The organism is Pseudomonas monsensis (assembly GCF_014268495.2).
Taxonomy (GTDB): Bacteria; Pseudomonadota; Gammaproteobacteria; order Pseudomonadales; family Pseudomonadaceae; genus Aquipseudomonas; species Aquipseudomonas monsensis.
Genome location: NZ_CP077087.1, coordinates 5,092,299 through 5,109,173 on the forward strand (window position 1 = coordinate 5,092,299; position 16,875 = coordinate 5,109,173).

20 protein-coding genes are annotated in these 16,875 nt (G+C 58.1%); 2 read left to right on the forward strand and 18 right to left on the reverse strand.

Annotated elements, in window-relative coordinates; translation table 11 throughout:
- From queE to HV782_RS22550, 16 genes are all read right to left on the reverse strand, one after another.
- Complete coding sequence (queE, locus tag HV782_RS22475; protein ID WP_186748199.1) at positions 1 to 648, reverse strand: 7-carboxy-7-deazaguanine synthase QueE; 648 nt, start codon at positions 646 to 648, stop codon at positions 1 to 3.
- Positions 649 to 814: 166 nt separating this feature from the next.
- The gene (gene ybgF, locus HV782_RS22480) at positions 815 to 1,654 is read right to left on the reverse strand and encodes a tol-pal system protein YbgF (protein ID WP_123467198.1); all 840 of its coding nucleotides are present in this window, start codon (positions 1,652 to 1,654) and stop codon (positions 815 to 817) included.
- A gap of 6 nt (positions 1,655 to 1,660) precedes the next feature.
- Positions 1,661 to 2,158 carry a peptidoglycan-associated lipoprotein Pal gene (pal, locus tag HV782_RS22485; RefSeq protein ID WP_003178634.1) on the reverse strand — a complete coding sequence of 166 codons (498 nt, stop codon included), beginning with the start codon at positions 2,156 to 2,158 and terminating at the stop codon, positions 1,661 to 1,663.
- 52 nt (positions 2,159 to 2,210) lie between these two features.
- Positions 2,211 to 3,491 carry a Tol-Pal system beta propeller repeat protein TolB gene (gene tolB / locus HV782_RS22490; RefSeq protein ID WP_171057245.1) on the reverse strand — a complete coding sequence of 427 codons (1,281 nt, stop codon included), beginning with the start codon at positions 3,489 to 3,491 and terminating at the stop codon, positions 2,211 to 2,213.
- A 17-nt stretch (positions 3,492 to 3,508) separates the two neighbouring features.
- Positions 3,509 to 4,585, reverse strand: a complete 1,077-nt coding sequence (gene tolA / locus HV782_RS22495; RefSeq protein WP_123467200.1) for a cell envelope integrity protein TolA — start codon at positions 4,583 to 4,585, stop codon at positions 3,509 to 3,511.
- Positions 4,585 to 5,037 (reverse strand): protein TolR, encoded by a 453-nt coding sequence (tolR, locus tag HV782_RS22500; RefSeq protein WP_161794900.1) that lies wholly within the window; start codon positions 5,035 to 5,037, stop codon positions 4,585 to 4,587. The genes tolA and tolR overlap by 1 nt, the downstream gene beginning before the upstream one ends.
- A 23-nt stretch (positions 5,038 to 5,060) precedes the next feature.
- Positions 5,061 to 5,756 (reverse strand): protein TolQ, encoded by a 696-nt coding sequence (gene tolQ, locus HV782_RS22505; RefSeq protein ID WP_007912733.1) that lies wholly within the window; start codon positions 5,754 to 5,756, stop codon positions 5,061 to 5,063.
- Positions 5,746 to 6,213, reverse strand: coding sequence for a tol-pal system-associated acyl-CoA thioesterase (gene ybgC, locus HV782_RS22510; RefSeq protein ID WP_123467202.1), 468 nt, complete (start codon positions 6,211 to 6,213; stop codon positions 5,746 to 5,748). Before ybgC ends, tolQ begins: the two co-directional genes overlap by 11 nt.
- A 127-nt stretch (positions 6,214 to 6,340) precedes the next feature.
- The gene (ruvB, locus tag HV782_RS22515; protein ID WP_123467205.1) at positions 6,341 to 7,402 is read right to left on the reverse strand and encodes a Holliday junction branch migration DNA helicase RuvB; all 1,062 of its coding nucleotides are present in this window, start codon (positions 7,400 to 7,402) and stop codon (positions 6,341 to 6,343) included.
- Positions 7,403 to 8,011 carry a Holliday junction branch migration protein RuvA gene (gene ruvA / locus HV782_RS22520; RefSeq protein WP_123467207.1) on the reverse strand — a complete coding sequence of 203 codons (609 nt, stop codon included), beginning with the start codon at positions 8,009 to 8,011 and terminating at the stop codon, positions 7,403 to 7,405.
- 114 nt (positions 8,012 to 8,125) lie between these two features.
- The gene (ruvC, locus tag HV782_RS22525; RefSeq protein WP_123467209.1) at positions 8,126 to 8,653 is read right to left on the reverse strand and encodes a crossover junction endodeoxyribonuclease RuvC; all 528 of its coding nucleotides are present in this window, start codon (positions 8,651 to 8,653) and stop codon (positions 8,126 to 8,128) included.
- 140 nt (positions 8,654 to 8,793) lie between these two features.
- Positions 8,794 to 9,540, reverse strand: coding sequence for a YebC/PmpR family DNA-binding transcriptional regulator (locus HV782_RS22530; protein ID WP_186748198.1), 747 nt, complete (start codon positions 9,538 to 9,540; stop codon positions 8,794 to 8,796).
- 131 nt (positions 9,541 to 9,671) lie between these two features.
- Positions 9,672 to 11,447, reverse strand: a complete 1,776-nt coding sequence (aspS, locus tag HV782_RS22535; RefSeq protein ID WP_186748197.1) for an aspartate--tRNA ligase — start codon at positions 11,445 to 11,447, stop codon at positions 9,672 to 9,674.
- A 108-nt stretch (positions 11,448 to 11,555) separates the two neighbouring features.
- Positions 11,556 to 11,777 (reverse strand): FmdB family zinc ribbon protein, encoded by a 222-nt coding sequence (locus HV782_RS22540; protein WP_025112785.1) that lies wholly within the window; start codon positions 11,775 to 11,777, stop codon positions 11,556 to 11,558.
- Positions 11,778 to 11,909: 132 nt separating this feature from the next.
- On the reverse strand, positions 11,910 to 12,248 hold the full coding sequence (locus HV782_RS22545) for a ribbon-helix-helix domain-containing protein (RefSeq protein WP_186748196.1): 339 nt from the start codon (positions 12,246 to 12,248) through the stop codon (positions 11,910 to 11,912).
- Between the two features lie 186 nt (positions 12,249 to 12,434).
- Positions 12,435 to 12,905 (reverse strand): Dps family protein, encoded by a 471-nt coding sequence (locus tag HV782_RS22550; RefSeq protein WP_123467217.1) that lies wholly within the window; start codon positions 12,903 to 12,905, stop codon positions 12,435 to 12,437.
- A 313-nt stretch (positions 12,906 to 13,218) separates the two neighbouring features.
- On the opposite strand from HV782_RS22550, the gene HV782_RS28785 reads away from it, so the two are divergent.
- Entirely contained in the window at positions 13,219 to 13,821 is a 603-nt protein-coding gene (locus tag HV782_RS28785; protein ID WP_123467219.1) for a cold-shock protein, read from the forward strand.
- Between the two features lie 72 nt (positions 13,822 to 13,893).
- Here HV782_RS28785 and HV782_RS22560 read toward each other — a convergent pair whose 3' ends face one another.
- Both HV782_RS22560 and HV782_RS22565 read right to left on the reverse strand, forming a co-directional pair.
- The gene (locus tag HV782_RS22560; RefSeq protein ID WP_123467221.1) at positions 13,894 to 14,100 is read right to left on the reverse strand and encodes a SlyX family protein; all 207 of its coding nucleotides are present in this window, start codon (positions 14,098 to 14,100) and stop codon (positions 13,894 to 13,896) included.
- Between the two features lie 3 nt (positions 14,101 to 14,103).
- A complete protein-coding gene (locus HV782_RS22565) occupies positions 14,104 to 14,529 on the reverse strand; it encodes an HIT family protein (RefSeq protein WP_123467222.1) in 426 nt (141 codons plus the stop codon).
- Positions 14,530 to 15,421: 892 nt separating this feature from the next.
- Between HV782_RS22565 and HV782_RS22570 the strand changes: the two genes are divergently transcribed.
- A complete protein-coding gene (locus tag HV782_RS22570; protein WP_186748195.1) occupies positions 15,422 to 16,771 on the forward strand; it encodes an OprD family porin in 1,350 nt (449 codons plus the stop codon).
- Positions 16,772 to 16,875: the final 104 nt, after the last annotated feature.

Genomic DNA, 16,875 nt, shown 5'->3' on the forward strand with positions numbered 1-16,875 from the left:
TCAGCGCCCCGGCTCATCATTCCAAAGATATTTATGCAGCTGCAGTTGCAGGCGCACCGGCAGGTTATCCGCCACCACCCAGTCCGCCAGATCTCGAGCATTCAGGTCATGGTGACTTGGGGAAAACAGCACTTCGCCTGCACGTCGCTCGAGACCGTACTGAATCAGCTTGGACACCGCCCAGTCATAGTCTTCCCGCGAGCAGATGACAAACTTCACCTGATCGTTGGCGGTCAGCAGCTCGATGTTCTCGTAACGGTTGCGATGGGCCTCTTTCGAGTCCGGCGTCTTCAAGTCGACAACACGACTGACGCGCGAATCGACTGCCGTGATATCGAGCGCACCACTGGTTTCCAGTGACACTTCGTAACCGGCATCACACAAACGCTTGAGTAAAGGGATAGCGTTCGGCTGCGCCAGCGGCTCGCCGCCGGTGACACAGACATAGCGCGGACGATAGCCAGCCACTTGCTCGAGGATGTCGTCGAGAGTGCGGATCGTACCGCCGCTGAACGCATAGGCGCTGTCGCAGTATTGGCAACGCAATGGGCAACCGGTCAGGCGCACAAAAACCGTGGGCAGCCCGGCAGTCCGCGTTTCCCCCTGCAACGAGTAGAAAACTTCGGTGATTCTCAATGTGTCTTGCATAGTCGCCACGGGCGTAACAGCTAAACAGGCTGTCCGCCTCCGTCAGGCACCTCAGGCAACCCCGCCATCGCGTAGATCACCAGAAGCGTGTTTCAGAAAAAGGGCGTGAATTCTAACGAAAAAACCCGCGACAAGCGCGGGTTTCTTCCAAACGGGTGAAGCTGAATTACATGCGCTGCAGATCGCGCTGGGCCAACTGAGCGGCGGAGGTACCCGGATATTGGGAAACCACCTGCTGCAGAATGCCCTTGACCTTGTCGGTGTGACCGAGGCGGCGCTCTACGTCAGCCAGCTTGTACAGCGAATCCGGCACTTTGGCGTGCTTCGGATACAACTGCGAAACCTTGGCGAACGCCTGACCTGCGCCTTGCAGATCACCCTTCGCCAGGTTCACCTCACCCAACCAGTACTGGGCATTGCCCGCGTATTGGCTGTTCGGGTATTTGCGCAGGAAAGCGGCAAAAGCCTGACTGGCCTTGTCGAAATCCTTGGCTTTGATCAAGTCGAAAGCGGCATCGTAATACAGCTTTTCCTTGGCCGGATCACCCGGTTCACTGCTCGCGGCAGGCGCTTGGGCCGCAGCAGCAGCCCCGGCACCGGCAGCAGCACCGGCAGCAGCACTTGCGTCGCCACCGGCAGAAGAATTCTCAGGAGTCGCGGCTGGTGCAACACCGGATCCTATGCGCCGATCAAGATCCTGGTATCGCTCCAGGGATTCTTGCTTCATGCGCGCAACCTGATTCTGCAGTTCTTCGATCACGCCTTGCTGGCGAGAAATCTGATCCTGCATCTGTTGCAGTTGGTTGAACAGCATGCCTTGTGCCGAGGCAGGGGCCGAAGCCGCTCCCCCGGCATAGGCGCCGTTCGTACCGTAACCCGCAGGCGGATAACTGCTCCCGCTATTGTTATAACCGGAGTTGTCATCGACCACAGGAACCGCAGCCCACGCCGCAAGCGGCGCGAGGCTGAGAGCCAGAACAGTTACAGCACGACGGCACGTTCGCATATCGAATTACTTACGCAGTTCGACGCGACGGTTTTGAGCCCAGGACTGCTCGTCGTTGCCGGTAGCAACTGGACGCTCTTCGCCGTAGGAAACCAGTTCCAGCTGAGCTGGGGAAACACCTTGCAGTACCAGGTAGCGTTGAACGGCTTTCGCACGACGCTCGCCCAGTGCCATGTTGTACTCACGAGTACCACGTTCGTCGGTGTTGCCTTCCAGAACAACGCGAGCGCCGTTTGCTTTCAGGTCTTTGGCGTGAACGTCCAGAGCGCGCATGGCTTCTGGCTTCAGGTCCGAGCTGTCGTATTCGAAGTAGAAGGTGGTGATTGCGCGCAGAGCAGCTTCTTCGCTCAGGGAACCGTCAACGGCACCAGTGTTTGCGCCGTAACCAGCGTTTGGATCAACAGCGCCTTCACCGGCGTTGTCGCCGCCTTTGGACGAGCAACCTACAGCTACAGCCATGGCCAGAGCCAGCGCAGCAAATTTACCAAACTTCAGCATTTCCATCGTGAAACTCCTAATGAACCCCAGTGTGTTAAGTAAAACGTAAAGCGCCGCGTCAGTTCAGGTAAGGGGACCAGGACGGTTCTCTGACTTCGCCTTGAGCGGTAGGAAGCGGGAGCCTCACGCGTCCATTAATGGACACGAGCATCAAGACTCCCCGGCCCTGCTGGCGGGTGGCGTAGATTACCATGGTGCCGTTGGGCGCAACAGTAGGCGACTCGTCCAGAGTGCTATCAGTTAGGATTTTTACACTTCCGCGCTGCAAATCCTGAGCCGCCACTTTGAAATTGGTGAAACCGTCCTGACGATGGATCATCACCAGGGTCTTTTCGTCAGCCGAAAGTTTCGGGTTGGCGTTGTAGTTACCGATGAAGGTCACACGCTCGGCACCACCGCCACTGGCGCTGGTTTTGTAGATCTGTGGCTTGCCGCCACGGTCCGAGGTGAAGTAGATGGTCGAGCCATCCTTGCCCCAGTACGGTTCGGTGTTGATGCCAGGGCCCGCAGTGACGCGAGTGATCTGACGCGAACCGAGGTTCATCACGTAGATGTCCGGGTTACCGTCTTTCGACAGCACGAACGCCAGGCGATTGCCATCCGGCGACCAGGCAGGCGCACCGTTCAGGCCTTCGAAGTTGGTGATCTGCTCACGGCGACCGGTGTCGATGTTCTGCATGAAGATGCGCGGACGCTTCTGCTCGAACGACACATAGGCAATGCGTTTGCCATCCGGCGCGAAACGCGGCGACAGGATCGGCTCGCGCGATTGCAGCAGGGTCACCGCGCGGGCACCGTCGTAGTCCGAACGCTGCAGGGTGTAGCGAGTGTTCTTCTCGGAAAAACGCTCGGCTGTGACGTACAGCAGACGGGTCGAGAACGCACCTTTGATACCGGTGAGTTTCTCGAACGACTGGTCGGAGATGTAGTGCGCCATGTCACGCAGTTGCTCGGTGGTACCGGAAACGCTGCCGTCAGCCACTTTCTGCTCGGTGGCCACGTTGAACAGCGCCCATTGCACCTGCAGGCGACCGCCCGCTGGAACGATGCTGCCGACCATCATGTATTGAGCACCCACCGCCTTCCAGTCACGGAAGATGATTTCGCTCGGCTGGCTTGGCTGGCTGATCATGTTTTGCTTTGGAATCGGCGAGTAATAGCCCGAGTTGCGCAAATCGTTACCAATGATTTCAGCCATGTCATCCGGCAGGACGGCACCGCCCTGGAAACCGAACGGTACAACGGCGATCGGAGTAGCCCGATCGCTGCCGCTGGTGACCAGAATGTTCTTTTCATCAGCCATCGCGATCCCTGCCATGCAGCAGATCACGACCAGCATTCCTCGAAGAAGGTTTCTCACAAGGCTAAGTCCTCAGGTGTGAATGTCATCTTGAATGAACGATATGGAGCGAAATCGCTCGCCTTCATTCCCTGCATTTCTGTCAAACGTCCAATATTCTTCACCGCCGCCACTGCCGAGGCATCGAACGGACCGTCGCCACTGGACTTGGCCACGCTGACCGAAGTCACCGTACCGTCCGGCAACATGCCAATCTGCAGCACGACCGTCATGCCTTTGCGTGCCGAAGGAGGACGAGCCCAACCTTCTGCTGCCCGTGCACGAATCAAGTCATCGAAACTGCCCGCGACTTCGTCACCCTGCTCATCGGCCAAGGCCTGCTGACGCTGCGGCGTGTCGGAAAGCAAATCAGCCAGGGCCTGAGCCTTTTTCTCTTCGGCGGATTTACGTGCCGCTTCCTGCGATTTCTTCTTCGCAGCATCGGCAGCAGCTTTCTTCTTCGCTTCGTCGGCGACTTTCTTCTTCGCCTCTTCAGCTTCAGCTTTCTTCTTGGCGTCTTCGGCGGCTTTCTTCTTCGCGTCTTCGACGATTTTCTTCTTGGCTTCTTCAGCGGCCGCTTTCTTGGCCTCTTCTTCAGCTGCCTTTTTGGCTTCTTCTTCGGCTTTCTTCTTGGCTATATCAGCCAATTGTTTCTCTTCTGCCTTCTTGGCCTCGGCTTTCTTCGCGTCGTCGGCTTTCTTGGCTTCATCAGCCTTCTTCGCTTCGTCCGCTTTCTTCGCCTCGTCGGCCTTCTTGGCTTCCTCGGCCTTTTGAGCCGCTTCTTCTTTCTTTTGTTCCGCAGCCTTCACCGCTTCCTGCTCGACCTTTTTCTGCTCCATCTGCTCGACTTCAGTCTGGCGCGCGGCGGATTTCTTCGCCTCACCCGCAATCTTCTGATTGGTCTGGGTGGTTGCCTGACTTTTCGATTTCAGTTGATACAGGGTCGCCTGGACAATCGGCTTGGCCGGCGGCAGTTCTGGTGTGAAGGCGAAACTGACGAACAGCATGCCGAACACCAGCACGTGCAGGACAATCGCCAGAACACTAGGCCAGAAGTAGCTTTCCGAGGCGGACGGCTCTCGCTGTTGCTGCATCAGGGGGCCTCGGTAATCAAACCAACATTACCGACCCCGGCTTTCTGCAACCCGCCCATGGCGCCCATGACGGCGCCGTAATCGACGGATTTGTCGCCGCGGATAAAGACCTGGGTACGCTTGCCGCCTTCGGTGCCGGCACGAATGATCTTGGTCACCGCGTCGGTCATCTGCGGCAGGGTCATGGCCCTGTCCTGCTGCTTCTCGGTATCGACTTCGCTGCCAAGGTTCCAGTAATAGGTCTTGTCAGCCTTGATCGAAATCGTCAGCACCTGAGTGTTGTTGTCCTGCGGCAAGGCTTCGCTGGAAACCTTGGGCAGATCCACTTTCACGCCCTGATTGAGCATCGGCGCGGTCACCATGAAGATGACCAGCAGTACCAGCATCACGTCGATGTAAGGCACTACGTTCATCTCGGCGACCGGCTTGCGCTTGTTTCGGGCTCGAGCGATTAAAGCCATCGGGAAATACCTGCTTATTCTTCGCTGGTGTGCACTTTGCGGTGCAGGATCGCCTGGAATTCATCGGCGAAGGTGTAGTAGCGGCTCAGCAAGGTTTCGCTGCGGGCAGAGAAACGGTTGTAAGCGATAACGGCCGGGATCGCGGCAAACAGGCCGATCGCCGTGGCGATCAGGGCTTCGGCGATACCCGGAGCCACGGTGGCCAGGGTCGCTTGCTGGGCGCTGGCCAGACCGCGGAAGGAGTTCATGATGCCCCATACAGTACCGAACAGACCGATGTACGGGCTGACCGAGCCGACAGTGGCGAGGAACGGCAGGCTCTGTTCCAGTTTCTCTTCTTCGCGGGAGATGGCGACGCGCATGGCTCGGGCCACGCCTTCCATCACCGCTTCAGGATCGACGCCAGGCTGCTGACGCAGACGGGAGAATTCCTTGAAACCGGCACGGAAGATCTGCTCCACACCCGAATCCGGGTCCGGGTTGCTGCCCGCCTGACGGTACAGCTTGGACAGGTCGATGCCCGACCAGAAGCGCTCCTCGAAGCTCTCCAGGGCGCGTCGACCGGCACGCAGCAGGTTGCTGCGCTGAAAGATCATGATCCATGAGGTCACCGATGCGGCCACCAGAGTCAACATTACCAACTGCACCACGATGCTGGCATTGCTGACCAGGCTCCACATGGAGGAATGGTCGACGACGTTAGCTTCCACGCTTTATCTCCTGCTTAGAGTGTGTACCCGGACCGACCGCGTCGGCGAAGGCCGCACGCAGATCATCGGGAAGGGCCCGGGGTTTCAAACTGTTAGTGCGCACACAGGCCACCAAAAACTGCCCTTCACAGAGCAGCACATTATCCGTTGCCCGCCTGACCTGCTGTTTGAAGCGCAGGCTGGCACGGTTCAATTCGATTACATCAGCGCTTACCAGCAGTTCATCGTCCAGTCGCGCCGGCGCGTGATAACGCGCTTCGCTGGAATGCACGACGAACAACAGGTCCTCCCCTGCCAGCTGCGATTGGGCAAAGCCCAGCTCGCGGAGCCGCTCGGTTCGAGCCCGTTCCATAAACTTGAGGTAATTAACGTAATACACGATGCCGCCCGCATCGGTGTCCTCGTAATAAACGCGACAACGATGTGCGAACGGCTCAAGCCCGTTTTGCGCGCGCATACTCTAGTGCTTACTCCTCAGGTTGCCAATCCGGCCAGACAACTGTTTTTCATTGATTCGCGGCTTTACCGCAAAAGTACCGTCCTCTGACAGTACAAACCCTGAATAAATCGCCAAAAAATGTGTATCAGTCGTCGACGGCATCGAGAAACTCGTCTGCCACGGGCATTTCGCCCATTCGTGACGGAATGTTTAAACCGAAGTGCAGATAGGCATGTCGCGTCACCACCCGGCCCCGCGGCGTGCGCATGATGTAGCCCTGCTGAATCAGATACGGCTCCAGCACATCTTCGATGGTGTGGCGCTCTTCGCTGATGGCAGCGGCGAGGCTGTCGACCCCCACCGGACCGCCATCGAACTTCTCGATCATGGTCAGCAACAGACGCCGGTCCTGATGATCGAAACCATGTTCGTCGACATCCAGCAGGTTCAACGCCAGGTCCGCCACTGCTTTGGTGATATGCCCCTTGGCCCGCACTTCGGCGAAATCGCGCACCCGGCGCAACAGCCGGTTGGCGATTCGCGGCGTCCCGCGAGCCCGGCGTGCCACTTCAAAGGCGCCGTCCGGATCGAGCGGCAAGCCGAGAATGTTCGCCGAGCGACTGACAATGGTCGACAGGTCAGCGGTGCTGTAGAACTCAAGACGCTGGACGATACCGAAACGGTCACGCAACGGATTGGTCAGCATGCCGGCCCGGGTGGTTGCACCCACCAGCGTAAACGGTGGCAAATCGAGTTTGATCGAACGCGCCGCCGGTCCTTCACCGATCATGATATCGAGCTGGAAGTCTTCCATCGCCGGGTACAGCACCTCTTCAACGATCGGCGACAGGCGATGGATTTCGTCGATGAACAACACGTCGTGCGGTTCAAGGTTGGTCAGCAGCGCGGCGAGATCGCCGGGACGCTCGAGCACCGGGCCCGACGTGCTTTTGATCGACACGCCCATTTCCTGGGCGATGATGTTGGCCAGCGTGGTCTTGCCCAGCCCCGGCGGGCCGAAAATCAACGTATGGTCGAGGGATTCGTTTCGGCCACGGGCAGCCTGAATGAACAGCTCCATCTGCTCGCGTACCGTCGGCTGGCCTATATAGTCGGCCAGACTGACCGGGCGGATGGCCCGGTCCTGGACTTCTTCGCGCTCGCGCGGACTGTGCGCGGCGGCGATCAGACGATCAGCTTCAATCACTTAAATCATTCCCTTCAGGGCGCGGCGGATCATGTCTTCACTGCTCAAATTCTTGTCCTTGATCGCGGAAATCGCCTTGCTCGCTTCCTGCGGCTTGTAACCCAGGGAAATCAGCGCGCTGACCGCGTCGTTTTCGGCGGTATTGACCGGCGCCGGGCCGTCAGGCTGGTTCGGCACCAGAGCAAACATCGCCGGCGAGGTTTCCCAGGCCTTGAAGCGATCCTTGAGTTCGACCAGCAAACGTTCGGCAGTCTTCTTGCCAACCCCCGGCACCTTGGTCAACGCCGAGGTGTCTTGCGACTGCACGCAGCGAATCAGCTCGTCGACTTCCAGGCTCGACATCAGTGCCAGCGCCAGCTTCGGCCCGACACCATTGAGACGGATCAACTCGCGAAAAAAGTCTCGCTCACGCTTGCCGGCAAAACCATAGAGTAACTGCGCGTCTTCGCGTACGACCAAATGGGTATGCAGGGTCAGCGGTTCACCGACCGACGGCAGGCGATAAAGGGTGGTCATGGGCACTTCCAGCTCATACCCAAGGCCGTTTACATCCAGAATCAGGTGCGGCGGCTGCTTCTCAGCCAGAGTACCGCGCAAGCGTCCAATCACGTTTCAGATCCTTGAGCACTGGCCAGCCGGGGGCTGGCGACTGTTGAAATGCGGGTTGCGCGCCGACAACCCAGGGGCGCCGTCCGCATTCCGGAAAAATTGATGCTGATGCTATCAGAGACGCAAGCGCCCGCCACGACTGCGTGCGGCGCCCAGACCGTGAGGCAACAGACTGGAGCGGGTGTGCGCGTGACAAATGGCGATCGCCAGGGCATCCGAGGCATCGATCTGCGGTTTGCTGGTCAGTTTCAGCATGTGCATGACCATCATCTGCACTTGTTCTTTATTAGCCGCCCCGGTGCCGACCACGGCTTGCTTGACCTGTGTTGCAGTGTACTCGGCAATCTCCAGGCACTCTTCAGCGCCCGCCACAATAGCAGCCCCGCGGGCCTGTCCCAGCTTCAGCGCTGAATCGGCATTTTTTGCCATGAACACTTTTTCGATGCCCATGGTCACCGGACCGTAGGTCTGAATGATTTCACGCACGCCGCGATAGACGATCTGCAGACGCTCATGCAGTTCGCCGGCGCCGGTGCGGATACAGCCCGAGGCCACGTAGATACAGCCACCGCGCCCGGTATCGCGAACAATCCCGTAACCGGTGATGCGCGAGCCGGGGTCGATACCAAGAATTAAAGTCATAGGCCTGCTGGTTCGAAATAACACAAAAACAAATGTGGGAGCTGGCTTGCCAGCGATGACGGAGTGTCAAGCGCCATCATTACCTGATGGGTCGACGCCATCGCTGGCAAGCCAGCTCCCACATTCAAGCCTAGTCGCTCTTAACCGAGCTGAGCGGCCACGTCTTCCGGAATGTCCGCATTGGAATAGACGTTCTGCACATCATCGAGGTCCTCAAGCATGTCGATCATCTTGAGCACCTTCTCCGCGCCTTCCAGATCCAGCTCGGCACTGGTGGTCGGCTGCATCACGATTTCCGCGTCATCACCCTTGAACCCGGCCGCTTCCAGCGCGTTGCGCACGGCGTAGAAGCTGGTGAACGAGGTGAACACGTCGATCGAACCGTCGTCGTGGGTCAGCACGTCGTCGGCATCGGCTTCCAGCGCCGCTTCGGTCAAGGCGTCCTCGTCAACGCCCGGCGCGAAGCTGATCTGGCCCTTGCGTTCGAACAGGTAGGCCACCGAACCGTCGGTGCCAAGGTTGCCCCCGCATTTGCTGAACGCATGGCGCACGGCGGCGGCAGTACGGTTGCGGTTGTCGGTCATGCACTCGACCATCACCGCCACACCGCCCGGGCCGTACCCTTCGTAGGTCAGCTCCTCGACGTTGTCCGCTTCGGTCGCGCCGGCGCCACGGGCCACGGCGCGGTCGATGATGTCGCGGCTCATGTTTGCACCCAGCGCCTTGTCCAGGGCCAGACGCAGACGCGGGTTGGAACCCGGATCGCCGCCGCCCTGACGGGCGGCAACGGTCAGTTCACGGATCCACTTGGTGAAAATCTTGCCTCTCTTGGCATCCTGACGTTCTTTGCGGTGCTTGATGTTCGCCCACTTGGAATGACCTGCCATAACTCGCTCCGAATTCTCTTTGAAACGTTGCCCGCCGCGCGAAACTGCGCTGGCCGGCAAACAAAAAAATCTCGACCTGCTCTCTCTGGAAAGAAAAAAGGCGCATCCGAAGATGCGCCTTCAGGCCCGTCTTACTCAGCCTTTGGCGTTTCGCGCAAACGGATGTGCAGTTCGCGCAGCGCCTTGGCATCCACCACACCCGGTGCTTGCGTCATGACGTCGGCAGCGCTCTGGGTTTTCGGGAAGGCGATCACTTCACGGATCGACTGGGCGCCGGTCATCAGCATCACCAGACGGTCCAGACCGAAGGCCAGACCACCGTGCGGCGGTGCACCGTACTTCAGCGCGTCGAGCAGGAAGCCGAATTTCTCTTCCTGTTCTGCTTCATTGATACCCAGCAGACGGAACACCGCTTGCTGCATTTCCTTGCGGTGGATACGGATCGAACCGCCACCCAGTTCAGTGCCGTTCAAAACCATGTCGTACGCACGGGACAGTGCGCCGGCCGGATTGGCTTCCAGTTCTTCAGGAGAGCACTTCGGCGCAGTGAACGGGTGGTGCAGGGCCGAGAAGCTGCCGTCGTCGTTTTCTTCGAACATCGGGAAGTCAACGACCCACATCGGTGCCCACTTGCAGGTCAGCAGGTCCAGATCGTGACCGAGCTTGATCCGCAGCGCGCCCAGGGCTTCGCTGACGATCTTGGCCTTGTCGGCGCCGAAGAACACGATGTCGCCATCGACAGCACCGACGCGATCGAGGATCACGTTCAGCTTGTCTTCAGGGATGTTCTTCACGATCGGCGACTGCAGGCCTTCAACACCGGCAGCACGCTCGTTGACCTTGATATACGCCAGGCCCTTGGCACCGTAGATGCCGACGAACTTGGTGTAGTCGTCGATCTGCTTGCGCGGCATGCTCGCGCCGCCTGTAACGCGCAGTGCGGCGATACGGCATTTCGGATCGTTGGCCGGGCCGCTGAAGACCTTGAATTCAACTTCTTTGAGTTGATCGGCAACATCGACCAGTTCCAGCGGGTTACGCAGGTCCGGCTTGTCGGAGCCGTAACGACGCATGGCTTCTTCGAAGGTCATGTGCGGGAATTCGCCGAATTCCAGATCCAGCACTTCCTTGAACAGGTTGCGGATCATGCCTTCGGTCAGGCCCATGATGTCTTTTTCGTCGAGGAAGCTGGTCTCGATGTCGATCTGAGTGAACTCAGGCTGACGGTCGGCACGCAGGTCTTCGTCGCGGAAGCACTTGGCGATCTGGTAGTAACGGTCGAAGCCGGCGACCATCAGCAGTTGCTTGAACAGCTGCGGCGATTGCGGCAGGGCGAAGAACGAACCGGCGTGAGTACGGCTTGGCACCAGATAGTCACGGGCGCCTTCTGGCGTTGCGCGAGTCAGGATCGGCGTTTCCACGTCAAGGAAGCCGTTCTCGTCGAGGTAGCGACGAATGCTGGTGGTCATGCGCGAACGCAGACGCAGCTTCTCGGCCATTTCCGGACGACGCAGGTCGAGGAAGCGATAGCGCAGGCGGGTTTCTTCGCCGACGTCGGAGTATTCGTTGAGCGGGAACGGCGGGGTTTCCGACTCGTTCAGCACTTCCAGCTCGTAACCCAGCACTTCGATCATGCCCGACGCCATGTTGGCGTTGGTCGCGCCGGCCGGACGCAGACGCACTTTACCGGTGATCTTCACCACGTACTCGCTGCGCACACGGTCAGCGGCGGCGAAGCTCTCGGCGCGATCCGGGTCAAACACCACCTGAGCCAGACCATCACGGTCACGGATATCGAGGAAAATCACCCCGCCGTGGTCGCGGCGACGGTGAACCCATCCGCAAAGGGTAATTTCCTGGCCTTCCAGGCTTTCATTCAGTTGGCCGCAATAGTGGCTGCGCATCATGGTAGTGGTTCGCTTCTCGTAATTCGAAATTCGGTGGAGATCCCGCCGCACTCAAGCATTGTGCGACATGTAGAAACTCACGCGTGTCGTTCGACCTGGGCCTGAACCCTAGTCAGATTTGTCGCCACCGGCCAGATTCTTCTTGGCGCCGGTCTTGAAATCGGTTTCGTACCAACCGCTGCCGCTGAGGCGAAAGCCTGGCATGGACAGCTGTTTCCGGAGCTCTGGCGCCTGGCAGGCAGGGCAGTCGACCAGCGGTGCCTCGCTGATCTTTTGAATGGCTTCCAACTGATGACCACAGGAAGCACATTGGTAATCGTACATCGGCATGGGGGTGTCTCGGCGATCAGATTGCCACCGCGCGCAGGGCTTTGCGGCGAAAGAGCGGGATTATATCCATTAAATGCGGCCTGTGCAGCCGTAAGACTGCACAGGCCGCGACCTTACTGACGACCGCCGTTTTCAAAGCGCAATGGCGGGCGCCTTCTCCTTGGCGCCGTTCATCACGCACACGACCCGAACCAGTGCACTGAAGTTTTTCACCCCCCCGTGACGCAATTGCACTTCGCGATCGACGCGGGACAACAGTGAACTGACCGAACAACGATTGTCGGCGGCCATCTGGCCGAGGATGTTCCAGTAGACCTGCTCCAGTCTCAGGCAGGTCGCATAACCATTCAAACGAACGGACCGGGATAACGGCCGGATCAATGACATGTCGAATTCATTGACGAACGAATCGACTCTCAACGCATGAGGCACGCCAGTATGGCTGTCGCCTCGCCTGTCTCCATCTAACATATCGGTGACACTCCTTTGTCATCTCTGCCTGTTGTGAAAGTCACTCCCTGTGGCCCTCATAAAAGCGCAGACGCAAAGTTATATCCAGATGACTTATTGACCATCAACGTAGGATAAGCCAACGACAGCAGTAAGATTGCGGACAGCGCGCGAGCAACCCTCAGGCCTGCCCGCGCGCGCCGTCGGTCAGGCCTCGAGCAAGGCGCGCAACATCCATGCAGTTTTCTCATGCACTTGCATACGCTGGGTCAACAAGTCGGCCGTCGGCTCGTCGCTGACCTTGTCCAGCAGCGGGAAAATGCCACGCGCGGTACGGGTCACGGCTTCCTGCCCCTCGACCAGTTGTTTGATCATGGCCTCCGCGCTCGGGACCCCCTCCTCCTCCTTGATAGAAGAAAGACGTGCGTAAGTGGCATAGGCGCCCGGCGCCGGGAACCCCAGGGCCCGGATACGCTCGGCGATCAAGTCCACGGCCAGCGCCAGTTCGTTGTATTGCTCTTCGAACATCAAATGCAGCGTACGGAACATGGGACCGGTCACGTTCCAGTGGAAGTTATGGGTTTTCAGATACAGCACGTAGGTGTCCGACAGCAGACGCGACAGCCCCTCAACGATGGACTTGCGATCCTCTTCACTGATACCGATATCGATTGCCATGTTTACCTCCTAACGGCGATTGAATTCATCCAACAGGTGCAGACCCACTCTAGCAAGGCTATTGACAGCCCGCAGCCCTGATCGGGTGCACAGCCTGCGACAAATCGACCGTCGCCATGCCGCTGGCCGGGCTGATTTGAGTAGCCGCAGGCTTTGCTGTTAAATAGGCAGTGTGTCGCCACGCCCCATTTTTCGGGGCGTGGCGCATAGGCTGATGCCGTGTACGTGCCTACCGCCTCTTTATTTTGTTCGAAGCGAACCGTGCGCCTTCAGCTCTTCCTTGTGAGCCGTCATAAAACGTGAGCCAATCAAAATGTTGAAAATCGTCCACCTGCTAATGGGCGCAGCGGCATTGCTGCTGTCGTTCATCCCTAGCTTGAAATCCGAAGCTGTTCCCTACCTGCAACAACCCGATGCACTTTACCTGGCCTTTTTCGGCCTGCTGAACCTGCTTCTCGCCCCAGTGATCCCGTACTGGAACAAGGGCCCGCGTCAGCATCTGCAAAACCTGGTCAGCGCGCTTCTGATCCTGACCGTCGTCCTGCAAACGCTGACCCTGATCGCGCCGATGCCTGTCATCGCCGGCCAGCCAGCCGTGCTGTTCAGCCTGGCGATTGCCCTGGTGGCCGTGATCCTGCACCTGGCCGTCAGCTTCTATAAGTCTTCACCTGCCGCCGCGCCAACCAGCTACGACATGAGCAACCGCGATACCGGCACCGTCAAGTGGTTCAACACTTCCAAAGGCTTCGGCTTTATCTCCCGGGATTCCGGCGATGATATTTTCGTGCACTTTCGCGCCATCCGTGGCGAAGGCCACCGCGTTCTGGTCGAAGGCCAGCGCGTGGAGTTCTCGGTGATGAACCGGGACAAGGGTCTGCAAGCCGAAGACGTGATCGCCGCTCTGCCGCGTCGCTGATCCAAAGCAAAAAAACCGCGAACAGCCTGAGCTGTGCGCGGTTTTTTTTATGCCTGGAGAAAAGCTCCCGGCTCAATAGTGTGGCGGCGGCGCCTCTTCCTCGAACGATTCGAACTGCCCGACCATCTCCTCCTGACGCTTGAGCAATGCGGCCATCTGCAATTGCAGCCGCTCGACTACCCGCTGCTGTGCCACCAGGACGTCGTTCAACGCCTGAATGGTGTCATCCTGAAAGGCCAGACGGCTTTCCAGATCGGTAACGCGTTGTTCCAGGCTCATGATTCAGCCCTCCAGAAACGTGAAATCTTCGGTCAGCACCAGGCGCAGGCGCTCGCGAATCGCGGCCACCTGCCCGGCGCTGTAAGGTCTGGCCGGGTGCTTGCCCCAGACCGGCGCCGGCCATGCGGCGTCGTCGCGCTTACGCACAATCACATGCATGTGCAACTGACTGACGACGTTCCCCAGGGTCGCCACGTTCAGCTTGTCGGCGTCGAACGAATCCTTGAGCAACTCGGCCAGCGTGGTGGTTTCCTGCCACAGCTGCTGCTGGTCGGCGACATCCAACTGAAACAACTCGCTGATATCGTCGCGACGAGGCACCAGGATGAACCACGGGTAGTTGGCGTCATTGGACAGCAGCAGCCGGCACAGCGGAAAGTCACCGATGACCAGCGTGTCCTGTTGAAGTCGTGAATCTAAAGCAAACACTGCGCGCACTCCCGGCTGATCGACATTATTCAGCTTAGCGGCCCTTCTCGCGAAAGACGCACCAAGCGACAGGACGGCAGCATACCTGCGAATGCGCCGACCTTCACGAAGGCTGTGATCGCGAGCGCTGCGCCCGCCCCGGCATGGAACATTTATCGAGACCGCGCACCAGTACAGCACCCATATCGGTTTCAGAAGCAAGGAAATGGCTGAAAACCCCTGATGCGCTCAGCCTCCAGCCCGATCTCAACTGTATGAATCCGGAACAGCTGTAAAATTTTTTGCACCAAAACCGCACAGTGCGTCTACGCTGAGTGCGTCGGGTATCCGCCAAATACTCACTGGCGGGGTGAACCGGTAACGTTTTTGGTTGTCACGCGCACTTTACGGTGCGGCAACACCATAGAAGCAAAGGCGTCAAGCACTGAAAAAATCGGGCTTGAAGCCTAGGTTTCACAAGGTTTTCACATACTCAAGCGGGTGTTCAGAAAAATAACCGCAGCAAAATTGCGGTTTGTGCACGCTTGTTGCATTCATACCCATATGGACTATAAGCGCACCACTGGAAGTGGATGCCTTAAGCCCCATAAGAACAGTGGCAGGGTTGCCCGATGGAGATTCAAGTGTTTTGCCAGGGACTCTTTTTTACCGATGCTGAAGGCAAAAAAACAGCGAGAAAGTTGTCAGTCCGGCTGCGTAGGTACTGTGAATTTGCGACATCCACCACGCCATCTGCGACAACGTCGTAAAGATGCTGAAAGGTTGGATCAGCAAGTATCGCCAACATTGTCGGCGTGATATAAGTTTGCGCCGACACAAAAAGAAAGAGCCGCCCAGATAATAAAACAGGTGGGACGGCAGTACTCTTCTAAAACCAAAGGAGCAAATCACGATGCGCGTGATGAAGTGGAGCATGATCGCACTGGCAGTTGCAGCAGCAGCCAGTACTCAAGTGGCTACGGCCGCCCCGTTTGTTAGTGACCAGGCAGAAGCCAAAGGTTTCGTTGAAGACGCGAAACTCACCGAGACGTTGAAGAACTACTACTTCAACCGCGACAACAAGAACGGTGGCCACGATCAGAAAGACTGGACCCAGGGCTTCCTCGGCAATTTCACTTCCGGCTACACCCAAGGCACCGTAGGCGTCGGTATCGATGCATTCGGTTACCTGGCGGTCAAACTGGATGGCGGTGATGGTACTTCCGGCACCGGCAACATGAGCCGTAGCGACACCGTCAAGGCCAACGGTTATGCGCACGACGTTAACGACAGCCAAGGCAAAGCCGGCGCAGCCGTTAAATTCCGTATTTCCAAAACCGAGTTGAAAATCGGCGACCAGCAGCCAAGCACGGCTCCTGTGTTCGCAGTTGGCGGCTCGCGTGTTATTCCGCAATCTGCCAGTGGCTTCCAGTTGCAGAGCAGCGAAGTCAAAGACCTTGACCTCGAAGCCGGTCACTTCTACTCGGCGACCAGCCAGGACAAAAACGCCCGTAACGGCGGCTTGTACGCTAACTACGCTGGCGTTGAAGCCAAGTCCATCGACTACTTTGGCGGCAAGTACGGCATCACTGAAAACCTGACTGCTTCGCTCTACGGCGCCAAGCTGGAAGACATCTGGAACCAGTACTACGCGAACGTGAACCTCACCACGCCATTCGGTGGTGACACTTCGCTGAACACTGACTTCAACATCTACCGCACCACCGACACCGGCAGCGCCAAAGCGGGCGACATCAGCAACACCGCCTTCTCGCTGGCAACCGCCCTGTCGTTCCTGAAGGCACATACCTTCACCCTGGGCTTCCAGAAGGTCAACGGCGACACCCCGTTCGACTACGTCGGTGTGGGCAAGAACAACCGTGGTGGCGACTCGATCTTCCTCGCCAACTCTATCCAGTACTCTGACTTCAACGCTCCAGGCGAGAAATCCCTGCAAGCTCGTTACGACCTGAAAATGGCCGAGTACGGCGTTCCTGGTCTGAGCTTCATGGTTCGTTACGTTAAAGGTTGGGATATCGACGGTACCCACACCCCAGCGGGTAGCGCTTACACCGGTCTTTACGGTGAAGACGGCAAACACCACGAAACCAACTTCGAAGCCAAGTACGTTGTTCAGTCTGGCCCAGCGAAAGATCTGTCGTTCCGCATCCGTCAAGCCTGGCACGTTGCTAACGCTGATGAAGGCGAAGGTGATGTCAAAGAGTTCCGCCTGATCACCGAATACCCACTGAACATCCTGTAATTGTCAGTGGTTAGTTTGGAAGCATAAAAAAAGGCCCATCTTGCGATGGGCCTTTTTTATTGCCTGTCACTTGTCATAGTTGCCTGACCGATAAGTCAGGCAAT